The 12,544-nt window shown below is 75.6% G+C and carries 9 protein-coding genes; 3 read left to right on the forward strand and 6 right to left on the reverse strand.

What is annotated here, in order from left to right; genetic code table 11:
- Positions 1–1,075 (reverse strand): hypothetical protein (locus tag DMH08_RS41540; RefSeq protein ID WP_233617501.1); only part of this gene is annotated, 1,075 nt, incomplete at its 3' end.
- A gap of 149 nt (positions 1,076–1,224) precedes the next feature.
- Here DMH08_RS41540 and mtnA point away from each other — a divergent pair.
- Positions 1,225–2,289, forward strand: coding sequence for an S-methyl-5-thioribose-1-phosphate isomerase (gene mtnA, locus DMH08_RS09475; RefSeq protein ID WP_125613093.1), 1,065 nt, complete (start codon positions 1,225–1,227; stop codon positions 2,287–2,289).
- An 11-nt stretch (positions 2,290–2,300) separates the two neighbouring features.
- A complete protein-coding gene (gene recD2 / locus DMH08_RS09480) occupies positions 2,301–4,508 on the forward strand; it encodes an SF1B family DNA helicase RecD2 (RefSeq protein ID WP_425248276.1) in 2,208 nt (735 codons plus the stop codon).
- A gap of 57 nt (positions 4,509–4,565) precedes the next feature.
- On the opposite strand, the gene DMH08_RS09485 is transcribed toward recD2, so the two are convergent.
- On the reverse strand, positions 4,566–5,369 hold the full coding sequence (locus tag DMH08_RS09485; protein WP_125613095.1) for an SDR family oxidoreductase: 804 nt from the start codon (positions 5,367–5,369) through the stop codon (positions 4,566–4,568).
- A 100-nt stretch (positions 5,370–5,469) separates the two neighbouring features.
- Between DMH08_RS09485 and DMH08_RS09490 the strand changes: the two genes are divergently transcribed.
- Positions 5,470–6,243 carry a helix-turn-helix domain-containing protein gene (locus tag DMH08_RS09490; RefSeq protein WP_034520945.1) on the forward strand — a complete coding sequence of 258 codons (774 nt, stop codon included), beginning with the start codon at positions 5,470–5,472 and terminating at the stop codon, positions 6,241–6,243.
- A gap of 80 nt (positions 6,244–6,323) precedes the next feature.
- Here DMH08_RS09490 and DMH08_RS09495 read toward each other — a convergent pair whose 3' ends face one another.
- The 4 genes from DMH08_RS09495 to DMH08_RS09510 all read right to left on the reverse strand — a co-directional run bounded on the left by DMH08_RS09495 (position 6,324) and on the right by DMH08_RS09510 (position 12,432).
- A complete protein-coding gene (locus DMH08_RS09495) occupies positions 6,324–7,316 on the reverse strand; it encodes an alpha/beta hydrolase (protein WP_125613097.1) in 993 nt (330 codons plus the stop codon).
- 129 nt (positions 7,317–7,445) lie between these two features.
- On the reverse strand, positions 7,446–8,804 hold the full coding sequence (locus DMH08_RS09500) for a hypothetical protein (RefSeq protein ID WP_199747705.1): 1,359 nt from the start codon (positions 8,802–8,804) through the stop codon (positions 7,446–7,448).
- A 636-nt stretch (positions 8,805–9,440) separates the two neighbouring features.
- The gene (locus DMH08_RS09505) at positions 9,441–10,766 is read right to left on the reverse strand and encodes an FUSC family protein (RefSeq protein WP_125613099.1); all 1,326 of its coding nucleotides are present in this window, start codon (positions 10,764–10,766) and stop codon (positions 9,441–9,443) included.
- Positions 10,767–11,019: 253 nt separating this feature from the next.
- A complete protein-coding gene (locus tag DMH08_RS09510; RefSeq protein WP_199747706.1) occupies positions 11,020–12,432 on the reverse strand; it encodes a glutamine synthetase family protein in 1,413 nt (470 codons plus the stop codon).
- Between the last annotated feature and the right edge of the window lie 112 nt (positions 12,433–12,544).

A 12,544-nucleotide genomic window follows, 5' to 3' on the forward strand; every position in this document is an offset into this window, starting at 1 on the left:
CACCGGAACCGCCGGCGCCGCCCGCTCCCCGACCCCCCGAGCCCGCCTTGGACCCGCCGTCCCCACAGGTTCCGGCGGCCAGGGCGGTCCGGGCGGCGCCGGCGGTTCCGGTGGCCCCGGAGCTTCCGGCGGCGCCGGCGGCCCGGCTGGTCCCGGCGCCCCGGCTGGTCCCGGCGCCCCGGCTGGTTCTGGCGGGCCGGACGGTCCCTGCTGCCTGGAAGGTCTGGGCACTGGCGATTCCGGCGGTCCCGGCGGCTGTCATGCGCGTGCCGACGGGGACGTCCTGCTCGGCTCCGGGGACGGGAGCGCTCGGGGCGGCATCTCGGCCCGGTGCGGGCGCGTCGCTTCGCTGCGGCGGGCGGTGGACGGGGGCGCCCTCGCTGACCCGGGCGGGCTCGCCGACGAGCTGGAGCGCGGGACGCGCGGTGTCCGGGGCCACCGTGCCGTCCGGGGCGGGGAGCCACAGGCGGGCGCGGCGCCCCCGCGGCGCGTCGCGGCCCTCGGCGACGACCTCGGCGCGGCGCCCCCGCAGCCGTCCGTGCCCCGCGCCGAGGCCCTCCCACGACGGCGCGTCGATGCGCAGCCGCAGCCGGACGCCCGGCCACGCGGGCGCGCCCGCCAGGGCGAGCACCGCGCCGTGCCGGCGGGCGAGCGCCGACAGCCGCCGGACGGCGGCCGGGTCCGGCCGGTCCGGCGGGCGCAGCAGCACCAGGTCGACGGCCTCGACCAAGGCCGCCACCACGTCCGCCCAGCGGTCGCCGGGCTCGTCCACCAGCAGCAGCCGCTCCGGGGCGGCGCCCATCCCGGCGGCGGCCCGCACCCCGAACGCGGGCAGGCCGACGACGCCGCACCAGCCGCCCGTCCCGTCCGCGCCGCCGTGCCGGGACGCGCCCGCCACCAGCGCCGCGCCCAGCGACGCCGCGCCGGGCCCGTCCAGGCCCGCGAGCGAGCCCGCGCGCAGCCCGCCGGGCAGGACGGCGCGGAGCGCGGGCAGCACCGGCACCGCCGGCCGCGCCGCGCCCGGCGCCACGGCGTCGCGCAGCGCGGTCGCGTCGCGCAGTGCCGCCTCGGCCACGTCCGCCCCCTTCCCGTTCCCGTTCCCGCATAATTTCGAACACCGGTTCGATCGATGTCAAGTTTACGCAGGTCACGCGATGGTTCTGGGGAGGCCGCAAAGCCCTGCGGGGTAAGGGCGGACGCGACTTCCGAGGCATCATGGACACCATGACCACCGATGTGCCGACCATCGCCTGGACGGGCGACGCCCTCCGGCTGCTGGACCAGACCGTCCTGCCCGCCCGCGTCGAGCACCTCGAGGTGCGGGACGTCGACGCGCTCGTGGACGCGATCCGGCGGCTCGTCGTGCGCGGCGCGCCCGCGCTGGGCGTCGCGGGCGCGTTCGGCGTCGCGATCGCCGTCCGGCAGGCGGAACGGGAGGGCTGGGACCACGCCGCCCGCGACGCCGCGATAGCCCGCGTCCGGGAGGCCCGCCCCACGGCGGTGAACCTCGCGGCGGGCGTCGACCGGGTCCTGCCCCGCGTCCCGGAGGGCGCCGCCGCGGTCGCCGCCGAGGCCCAGGCCGTCCTGGACGAGGACGTCCGCGCCAACCGGGCGATCGGCGTGCACGGCGCCGACTGGCTCGAGTCCCGCTGCCCCCGCCGGCCGCTGCGCCTCCTGACGCACTGCAACGCGGGCGCGCTCGCGACCGCCGGATGGGGGACGGCCCTCGGCGTCGTCCGCGAGCTGCACGCGCGGGACCGGGTCGAGATGGTGTACGCGGACGAGACGCGCCCGCTGCTGCAGGGCTCGCGGCTCACCGCCTGGGAGCTGCGGGAAGCGGGCATCCCGTGCACGGTGCAGGTCGACGCCGCCGCGGCGGGCACGATCATGCGGGGCCTGGTGGACGCGGCGGTCATCGGCGCCGACCGGATCGCCGCCAACGGCGACACCGCGAACAAGGTCGGCTCGCTCGGGGTGGCGCTCGCCTGCGCGGCGGCCGGGATCCCGCTGCTGGTCGCGGCGCCGTGGAGCACGGTCGACCGCGCGACGCCCGCCGGGGACGCCGTCCCCATCGAGGAGCGCCCCGCCGAGGAGGTCCTGGCCTGGGGCGGGACGCCCGCCGCACCGGACGGCGTCCAGGCGTTCAACCCCGCGTTCGACGTGACCCCCGCCCGCCTCGTCACCGCGCTCGCGACGGAGACGGGCGTGCTCGAGGTGGCGGCGGGCGTCACGCCGGCGAGCCGTCCACAGGTGCGGGAAGGGGCGGCGGACCGTCCGGCCCGCCTGTGATCATGTCGGACGTGACCACACCGACTCCGCCCCGGGCGGTCCTGGAGGCCGTCCTCGAGCGCATCACCTACGCCAACGAGGAGACCGGCTACACCGTCGCGCGCGTCGCCGCCGAGCGCGCCGGCGACGACCTGCTGACGGTCGTCGGGGCGCTGCTGGGCGCCCAGGTCGGCGAGAGCCTGCGGCTGACGGGGCGGTGGCGCTCGCACCCGAAGTACGGGCGGCAGTTCGAGGTCGAGTCGTACACGACGGTGCTGCCCGCGACCGTCCAGGGCATCCGCCGCTACCTCGGCTCCGGGATGATCAAGGGCATCGGGCCGGTGATGGCCGACCGGATGGTGGCGCACTTCGGCACCGACATCCTGCGGGTCATCGAGGAGGAGCCGGAACGGCTCGTCGAGGTCCCCGGCCTCGGCCCGAAGCGCACGAAGCGGATCGGCGACGCGTGGGAGGAGCAGAAGGCCATCAAGGAGGTCATGGTCTTCCTGCAGGGCGTCGGCGTCTCCACCTCCCTGGCCGTCCGCGTCTACAAGCAGTACGGCGACGCGTCCATCGACACGGTCCGCCGGGACCCCTACCGGCTCGCCGCGGACGTCTGGGGCATCGGCTTCCGCACCGCCGACACGATCGCGCGGGCGATCGGCGTCCCGCACGACAGCCCGGAGCGCATCAAGGCGGGGCTCCAGTACACGCTGTCGGAGGCCGCCGACGACGGGCACTGCTTCCTGCCGGAGCCGAACCTCGTCACCGACGCCCAGAAGATCCTCGAGGTGCCCCGCGAGCTGGTCGTCCCGGCGCTGGACGAGCTGGCCGCGGCCGAGGGCGTCGTGCGGGAGCCGATCCCGGGGGACGCCGCGACGATCCCCGCCGTGTACCTCGTCCCGTTCCACCGCGCCGAACGCTCGCTCGCCCGCGGCCTCCGCGCGCTCCTCGACGCGGAGGAGGACCGGCTCGCCGCGTTCGCCGGCGTCGACTGGGGCAGGGCGCTGCCCTGGCTGCGCGCACGCACCGGCACCGACCTCGCCGCCGAGCAGGAGGAGGCGGTCAAGCTCGCCCTCACCTCCAAGGTCGCGGTCCTCACCGGCGGGCCGGGGTGCGGCAAGAGCTTCACCGTCCGCTCCGTCGTCGAACTCGCCGCCGCGAAGCACGCCAAGATCGTCCTCGTGGCGCCCACCGGCCGGGCCGCCAAGCGCCTCGCCGAGCTGACCGGGCACGAGGCGTCGACCGTCCACCGGCTCCTCCAGCTCCAGCCCGGCGGCGACGCCGCCTTCGACCAGGACAACCCGCTGGACGCCGACCTGGTCGTCGTCGACGAGTCCTCGATGGTCGACCTGATCCTGGCGAACAAGCTGGTCAAGGCGATTCCCCGCGGCGCCCACCTGCTGCTGGTCGGGGACGTCGACCAGCTCCCGTCCGTCGGCGCCGGGGAGGTGCTCGCCGACCTCCTCGGCTCCGCGACGATCCCGCGCGTCCGGCTGACGAAGATCTTCCGGCAGGCGCAGCGGTCGGGCATCGTCGTCAACGCGCACCGCGTCAACTCCGGCGAGCACCCGCACACCCGCGACTACGCCGACTTCTTCCTGTTCCCCTGCGAGGAGCAGGAGGAGGCCGCCGAGCTGACCGTGGACGTCGTCGCCAACCGCATCCCCCGCAAGTTCGGCCTCGACCCCCGCCGCGACGTGCAGGTCCTCGCGCCCGTGCACCGCGGCGCCGCCGGCGCGGGCGCGTTGAACGCCCTCCTCCAGGAGGCGCTCACCCCGCACCGCGAGTCGGCCCCGGAGCGCCGCTACGGCGGCCGCGTGTTCCGCGTCGGCGACAAGGTCACGCAGCTCCGCAACAACTACGACAAGGGCGAGGCCGGGGTGTTCAACGGCACGGTCGGCGTCGTCACGAAGGTCTCCCTCGAGGACCAGTCGCTCACCGTCCGCACCGACGAGGACGAGACCATCGACTACGCGTTCGACGAACTCGACGAGCTCGCCCACGCCTACGCGATCACGATCCACCGCTCGCAGGGCAGCGAGTACCCCGCCGTGGTCGTCCCGCTCACCACCGGGGCGTGGACGATGCTGCGCCGCAACCTGCTCTACACGGGCATCACCCGCGCGAAGAAGCTCGTCGTCCTCGTCGGCTCGCGCCGCGCCCTCGCCGCGGCCGTCCGCACCCCCGGCGCGGGCCGCCGCCACACGGGCCTGCGCCACCGGCTGGATCAGCGGTAGCGCGCGGAAGACCGAGGGGGCGGCCCGGCCGGGCCGCCCCCTCGGTCTTTCGACGCGTCAGATGATCTGCTCGGTCGGCAGGATGGTGATCTCGGTGAGGTTGACGTGCCTGGGGACCGCGCTCATGAACGCGACCGTCTCGGCGACGTCCTCGGAGGACAGGACGTCGATCTGGGCGATCAGGTCGGCCATGAGCTTGCTCGCCGCCGGGTCGGTGACGTGGTCGGGCAGCTCGGTGTCGACCATGCCCGGCTCGATCGTCGCCACCCGGATCTTCTTGCGGCCCAGCTCGGTGCGCAGCAGCCTGGTGAGCTGGGTGATGTAAGCCTTCGTCGCGGAGTAGACCTGGAAGCCTTCCAGGACCCGGACGGCGGCGATCGACGAGGTGGTGATCAGGTCGGCGCCGCGGCCGTCGGCCGCGGCCGACTCCAGGGCCGGCACGAACGCCTGGACGGTGTTCATGACGCCCTTGATGTTGAGGTCGATCTGGGCGTCCCAGTCCGCCGCGGCCAGGTCGGTAATGCCGGAGATGAGCTGCCTGCCGGCGTTGGCGAAGACGAGGTCGGCGCGGCCCAGTTCGTCGGCGACCCGGTCGGCCGCCGCGAGGACGGCGGCGCGGTCGGTGACGTCGGTCGGCAGGGCCAGGGCGGTCCCGCCGCCCGCGCGGACGCGGTCCTCGACCCGGTCGAGCCGGTCGCCGCGGCGGGCCAGCAGCGCGACCTTCGCGCCGAGTTCCGCGAAGCGGACGGCGGTCGCCTCGCCGATGCCGCTGGAGGCACCGGTCACCACGGCGACGCGTCCGGCGAGCGGGGTCCCGGAGACGACCTGGGCGGGGCGCTGGGTGCTCTTCGTGGTGTCCATGTCGACAAGCCTGCAAGCCGTTCCGCCGGACCGGGGGGTGGCGATACGACCCCCCACCGCGACCAGGTGCCGCGCCGTGTCCGGCGGTAGCCTCGGGGGCATGCCACGCGCCGAGTTGGGCCAGTTCCTCATGACCCGCCGGGCCAAGGTGACGCCCGAGGACGTCGGGATGCCCGCGGCGGGGGAGCGCCGTGTCCCCGGCCTGCGCCGCGACGAGGTCGCCGCGCTCGCCGGGGTGAGCGTCGACTACTACCGCGGCCTGGAGCAGGGCAAGGAGACCCGCCCCTCGGCAGAGGTCCTCGCCGGCCTCTCCGCGGCGCTGCGGCTGACCGAGGCCGAGGAGCGGCACCTGTACGCGCTGGCCGGTGCGGCCCGCCGCCTCGGCGAGGAGGCGACGGTCCGGCCGGTGCCGGCCGAGCTGCTGGACCTGATGGACTCCTGGAGCGACTCCGGCGCGATCGTGCTGGATCCGGTGCTCGACGTCCTGGCGATGAACGCCGAGGCGCGGAAGCTGTTCGCCGGCTTCGAGGAGACCGCGAACCTGCTGGAGATGGTCCTGCTGGACCCCGAGGGCCGCCGGTTCTTCGTCGAGTGGGAGGCCGCCGCCGAGGCGACCGTGGCGAACCTGCGCGCCAGCGCCGACTTCGCCGCCGCTCCCGCCCGGCTCCGCGAACTGCTCGACCGGCTCGAGGCCGAGAGCCCCGAGTTCCCCGGCCTGTGGGCGCGCCACGACGTGCAGCCCAAGACCCACGAGACCAAGGTGCTGCGCCACCCCGACCGGGGCCTGCTGACCATCGGCTTCCACGCCTTCAACGTCGCCAGCGTCCCCGGGTACCAGCTCCTGGTCTACCGGGAGCACCCCGGCGGCGACTGAGCGCCGCAGCGCACGCGGGCCACGGCGGCGGGCCGCACCGGCCTGCGGGGCCGGCGCGTCGAGCCGCACGGGCAGGTCCCTCAGCGGCCGAGCAGCCGGCGCAGCCAGCGGAGCCGGGCGGCGCGGGCGTCCCGGGAGACCGCGGCCTGCGGGGCCATCATGTCGAACCCGTGGAAGCCGCCGGCCCACACGTGGAGTTCGGCGCGGCCGCCCGCCTGCCAGATCCGGGTGGCGTACGCGACGTCCTCGTCGCGGAACGTCTCGGCGGAGCCCACGTCGATGAACGCGGGCGGGAGCCCCGACAGGTCGGCGGCGCGGGCGGGCGCGGCGTACGGGGAGACCGCGTCGGTGCCGCGCGCGTCGCCGAGCAGCGCGGTCCAGCCCGCCAGGTTGGACGCGCGGTCCCACACGCCGAGCCCGGCCATCTGGACGGCCGACGGGGTGTCGTTGCGGTCGTCGAGCATGGGGCACATGAGGAGCTGGCCGAGCAGGGCGGGGCCGCCGCGGTCGCGGGCCATGAGGGCGAGGGCGGCGGCGAGCCCGCCGCCGGCGCTGGCGCCGCCGACGATGACGCGCGCCGGGTCGGCGCCGAGCTCGGCGGCGTGCCCGACCGTCCACAGGAGCCCGGCGTAGCAGTCCTCGACGGGGCCGGGGTGCGGGGCGCCCGGCGCGAGCCGGTACTCGACCGACACCACGGCGGCCCCGACGTCCGCGGCGAGGTCCAGCATCTCGGGCAGGCCCATCCGGTTGTCGCCCGTGACCATGCCGCCGCCGTGCGTGTGGTAGAGCACGGGCACCGGCTCCGGCGCCGCCGCCGGACGGCAGATCAGCAGGCCGATGTCCGGTGCGCCCGCGGGGCCGGGGACCGGGCGCTCCTCGACGGTGAACGCGCCGTCGCGGGCGAGGGACGCGTCCGTGGGCGGCTCCATGAACGACGGGCGGTCGGCCGCCGCCGAGAGGGCGGCGGGGTCGGCGAGGGCGTCCGGGGCGAAGAACTCGTTGACGACCCGCAGGACGGGGACGAGTTCGGGATCGAACGGCGGGGGAGGCCCGACGGGGCGGTCGGTGGTCATCGTCGACTCCAGATGAGGGGGACCGGTGCACCGTCATCGGCGGCCCTGGGGCGTGCGTTGCGGCCGCCGGACGGCGGCGCGCCCCGCGGCCGGCCCGGAAGCGGCGTCCGGGCCGGCCGCGGCGCGCCGTCAGGGCGCCCAGCTGTAGAGCATGCGCTGCCCGGGGCCGGTGCCCTCCGAGTCGCTGCCCGGGTGCTCGGCGACCGTCCACATCTCGCCGAGCGTCGGGGCGGTGGGAGTGCCGCCGGGCCAGTGGGACAGGTCCTCGGGGCCCTTGCTGATCGGCTTCTGGCTCGCGATGCTCAGGGTGCCGGTCGCCGAGGTGATCGGCTGGGTGGTGTAAAAGGTGCCGTTACTGTCGGCGCCGCGGCTGCGCGTCAGGTACCACCGGTCGTTGAACCGCGTGGCGCCCTGGATGTTGCTGGCCGGCAGGTTGTAGGCGGCGTTCGCGTTCCACCGGTAGCCGGTGTCCATCATGAGTTCGCCCGCGGCGTCGAACGCGCCCGCCATCGGCCAGGCGGCGACCCGCCCGTCGGCTTCGGTCTTGGCGCCGTCGCAGTACTCGCCCGCGAGCAGGTGGTCGACGCCGCTGCGGTCGAGCGACACGTAGGAGAAGTTCGGTGACCCGTCGTCCGCGCTGCACTTCTCGCCGGTGGCCGCGGTGCGGGTCCACGAGCCGACCTGCGGCATGATGTACCGGTACGAGTGCGCGTGGTAGGTGTCGCCGATCAGACCGATCTTCGTCTCGTCCGCGGTCGTCCCGTTCTCGGAGGCGCCCAGGTCGTAGATGCGGCGCATGTCGAAGACGCGGAAGCCGCGCGCGGTGTCGGCCACGAACAGGTGGTCGCCGTACCAGAGGATCCCGCCGGCGTGCAGGGCCGTGTCGTATTCGGGCTTTTTGCTCGAATCCTGTGAGACGCGGACGGTCTCGTAGTCGATGGTGTCGCCTGCCCGCTTCGGGTAGACGAGCAGCACGTGGCGGTACGCGCCCGTGGTGCGGTCGACGAAGCTGATGCGGGCGCCCCGCTGGCCGCCGGTGAGGTCGTTGTGGTCGTACCAGCTGACGATGAGCTGCTGGGGGCTGTCGCCCCACCGCTGGTCGCTCTGCATGTCGGCGACGGTCGTGACGCCCTGCGGGTACCACTCGGTCGTCTCGTTGTCGCCCTCGTTGAAGCAGATGCTGCGGCGGATCGACACGCCGGACTCCACCGCGTCGGAATTGCACGCGCCGCCGGTCGTCACGGCGGGGCCGTCCGCCGGGTCCCGCCGCCGGTTCAGGTCGCCCATGATCTGGGTGACGGTCGCCTTGACCATGGGGATGTCGTCGGCGCGTTCGAGCAGGTCGGTGCCGTAGGCGTTGGGGCGCATCTCGAAGTTGGTCAGGGCCAGCGGGTCCGCGGACGCCGGAGCCGCGAGGGCGGTCAGGAGCCCGGCGGCCAGTGCGGTGGTGGATGCGGCTGCCAGGAGCCGGTGACGCCATCGGTGCACGCGTTTCCTCCTCGGACCCCCGCGAGGGGCCGGGGGAGCCGGTGGGGCGGCCTCGCGAGGACGTGATCAAGGTGTCATAGAGGCAGAAATGGCGCTATATCCGGTCATGATGTGCGGCCGCCGCCCGCCCGACCGGGGACGCGGCGGCGGAGTGATCGTTCCTGCTCAGCGAGCGCGGGGAAGCGGCCGGAGCGGACCGCCGGGGGACCGCGCCCCTCCCAGATGGCCGGTAGCGGACGTATGGCGACATAACGGCCAGTCCGGATTGTGTGGCAGGGTGCGACCGCAGCGTCACGCATTGCCGATGGCGTACGCCGCCCCGCGCCCCGCGCCCCGCGCCCCGCGCCCCGCGGCGTGCGGCGCGCGAACGGGCTCCGGCGGTGCCTATGGGTTCCGGCGTGGCCTACGTGCCCGGCGGCCCTACACGCCCGGCGGGGCCCACGCGTCCGGCGGTGCCTATGGGTTCCGGCGTGGCCTACGTGCCCGGCGGCCCTACACGCCCGGCGGGGCCCACGCGTCCGGCGGGGCCCACGCGTCCGGCGGTGCCTATGGGTTCCGGCGTGGCCTACGTGCCCGGCGGCCCTACACGCCCGGCGGTGCCCACACGCCCGGCGGGGCCTGCGTGCCCGGCGGGGCCTACGTGCCCGGGGGGCGGCGGCGGGGGCGGAGCTCCTCGTCGGTCTCCCGCGCGTGCTCCTCCGCCGCGGACGCCGCGGACCCGGCCGCCCGGCGCAGCTGCGACCCCGCCTGCCGGACGACCTTCGCGGGGCGCTCGGGCAGGTGGCGGGCCGTCCCGCGGTGCCGCCGCCACTGCTCGCGGGCGCGGGCGCGGTGCTCGACGCGGAGCTGCTCGACGAGGCGGTCGACGTCCATCGAGATCTCCCCGTAGAGCGGCCACAGGTCCCCGGCGGCGGCCCGCTCGTGCAGTTCCCGCGCGAGCCGGGCGCGCCGCTCGCGGGCGATGTCCACCCGCACCTCGAGGTCCTGCTCGGCCTTGAACGGGCGGGCGCGGCGGTCCAGGTCGGAGCGCGCGAGGCGCCCGTAGGCGGCGATCCCGTCGGCGACGCCCGCCAGCGCGTCGGCGAGCCGCGGCCGCAGCACCGGGTCGGTGAGCAGCCGCCCGTGCCGGCCGAGCCGCTCGTCGTCGACCAGCGAGCGGGTGAGGCCGCGCAGCGTGAGCGTGAAGTGCTCCATGGTCTCCATGGCGTTGCGCAGCGCGACGCCCGCGTCGACCAGCCGCCAGGCGCGCGGGTTGAGCTTGACGCTCTGCTCGGCGGCGCCGAGCGCCTGGTCGGTGCGGGCGAGGTCGCGGGCGAGGTGCTCGGTCTCCTGCTGCCAGCGGACGGCCTCGCCGGGGCTGCGCTCGCCGCGCAGCCCCTCGGCGATGTGCGAGATCAGCTCCCGCAGCCGCTCGGAGATGTCGGCCACCGCCTCCTCGGCGGGCCGCACCACCACCGACGGGACGAGGAACGTGGCGACGAGCCCGGTGGCGGCGCCGACGATCGTCTCCATGAACCGGTCGAAGGCCCCGGACTCGCTGGCCGCGCCCAGCGCGAAGATCAGCATGGCGCTGATCGCCGCCTCCAGGACGTGCTCGCGCAGCCGCAGCACGTGCCCGATCGTCAGCGCGGCCAGGATCGCGAGCCCGAGCGTCCACCAGGTGAACCCGATCGTCTCGGAGAACATCACCGCGACCAGCACCCCGGAGGTGACCGCGGAGACCCGCAGGATCCCGGCGCGGATCGTGTCGTACACCGAGTACTGGACGACCAGCAGCGCGGTCAGCGGCGACAGCAGCGGCGGCGGCCCGCCCGCGGGCAGCAGGTACAGCGCCAGCAGGTACGCCACCGTGGCGGTGATCGACAGCCGGGCGATGCGGTAGACGGTGGACTGCACCTCGGTCGCGACGCTGAACGGCGTGCGTCCGGCGCGGTCCTGCCTGCGGAGGAACGGGATGGGCATCGGTGGAACCGGGATCGGTCGGGTACGTGGCCGTACGGGCTCCGCCCGGAGCGAGGACGCGCGGAGGCCGTACAGATCCCGTGTGCCCACCGGTGCCGCGTTCACTCCCTTCACCTGCTCCTCCGGAGGATGCCTCGGCCTGCAGACCGGGGCGGAATCCGGACTCCGTCAGAACCGCCGACTGCGGGTGGGCGAGTTCCGCCGCATGCTCCGATTCGGCTTCAGCTTCAGGGAGAGGAGGAAGTCGATCCCGTCAGTGGCGCCAGCGGGTGGCGGCCGCGACCTCCTCGGGCGTGGCGTGCGCGAGCAGCTCGGCCTCCCCGCGGCGGACGGCCGCGACCGTGTCGACGACGGCCTCGCCGAGCGCGTCCCGCAGCACGGCGTCCTGCTCGAACGCCGCGACGGCCGCGTCGAGCGACGCCGGCAGCGGCGCGATCCCGCGGGCCGCGCGCTCGTCGTCGGTGAGGGCCGCCGGGTCGACGCCGACCGGTTCGGGCAGCGTGAGCCCCGCCGCGAGCCCGTCCCGTCCGGCGGCGAGCAGCGCGGCGAGCGCCAGGTACGGGTTGGCGGCCGGGTCGAAGCACTTGACCTCGAGGTTCGCGGCCTCGTCCCGCTCGCCCTGCACGCCGCTGACGAACCGGAGGGCGGCCTCCCGGTTCTCCGGCCCCCAGCACGCGAACGCGCCGGCCCAGTGGGACGGGACGAGCCGCAGGTAGCTCGCGACCGCCGGCGCCCCGATCGCGAGCAGGGCGGGCAGCCGCCGCAGGATCCCGGCGGCGAACGCCTCCCCGTGGGCGCTCATCCCGCACGGGCCCGCGCCGCCCGCCATCGCGTTCGCCGGGCCGTCCACGGGGTTGCGCCGCCACAGGCTGAGGTGGACGTGCCCGCCGTTGCCGACCGCGTCCGCCTCGACCTTCGGGGAGAACGACGCCCGCATCCCGTGCCGCAGCGTCACCGCCCGGATCGTCTCCCGCACGAGGACGGCCGTGTCGGCGGCGGCGACCGGGTCCTCGTGCTCGACCGAGACCTCGAACTGGCCGGCCGCGTACTCGGGGTGCAGCTGCAGGACGGTCACGCCGCTGGCCGCGAGGTCCGCCAGCAGTTCCCGCAGGTAGCCGGACAGCTCGGCGATCCGCGTCATCCCGTAGGCGGGGCCGCGCGCCGCCGGGACGAACGCGTCGCCGTCCCCGGCCGACACCGCCCACTCGACCTCGAACGCGGCCTTCGCCTCCCAGCTGGCCTCGCCGAGCCGCACCACCTCCCGGTACAGCAGGGCGCGGGCGTCCAGGGGGTGCACGGTCCCGTCCTGCGCGAACCGGACGGCCGGGGCCTGCGCCCAGCCGGGCAGCGCGGCCATCGGCACGACCCGGTCCAGGACGGGGTGCAGCCGCAGGTCGCCGACGGGCCCGCCGATGTGCCGCCCCGAGACGATCGAGTCGTCCAGCAGGTACACGTCGAACACCGGGGACATCCCGACGCCCCACGCGGCGGCGTGCTCGAGCCGGTCCACCGGGACGGTCTTGGTGCGTGTGATCCCGCTGACGTCCACCCAGGTCAGCGCGACGGCGACGACGTCCTGGCCGGCCAGCCGACGGGCGGTCTCGGCGGCCCGGGCGCCCATCTGGGCGCGGTCGTTGCCGCCGAGGGTCGCTGGGATCTGTTCCACGTTCGATCTCCGGTTCTTCGCAGGGGTAGTCCGCGCCCGGGACGTTGGAGCGTTCCCGGTCACCAGGGCATCGTAGGAACATCTTCCCGCCGTTTCCGGGAAGGGCCTCCCT

It is taken from the genome of Actinomadura sp. WAC 06369, from assembly GCF_003947565.1.
In the GTDB taxonomy this organism is placed as follows: Bacteria; Actinomycetota; Actinomycetes; order Streptosporangiales; family Streptosporangiaceae; genus Spirillospora; species Spirillospora rifamycini.

Excerpts from the sequence above, each read along its gene's own strand:
- DMH08_RS09490 (WP_034520945.1), top strand. The coding sequence starts at position 5,470 with ATGCCACGCGCCGAGTTGGGCCAGTTCCTCATGACCCGCCGGGCCAAG.
- DMH08_RS09485 (WP_125613095.1), bottom strand. The coding sequence starts at position 5,369 with ATGGACACCACGAAGAGCACCCAGCGCCCCGCCCAGGTCGTCTCCGGG.
- DMH08_RS09495 (WP_125613097.1), bottom strand. The coding sequence starts at position 7,316 with ATGACCACCGACCGCCCCGTCGGGCCTCCCCCGCCGTTCGATCCCGAA.
- DMH08_RS09505 (WP_125613099.1), bottom strand. The coding sequence starts at position 10,766 with ATGCCCATCCCGTTCCTCCGCAGGCAGGACCGCGCCGGACGCACGCCG.
- mtnA (WP_125613093.1), top strand. The coding sequence starts at position 1,225 with ATGACCACCGATGTGCCGACCATCGCCTGGACGGGCGACGCCCTCCGG.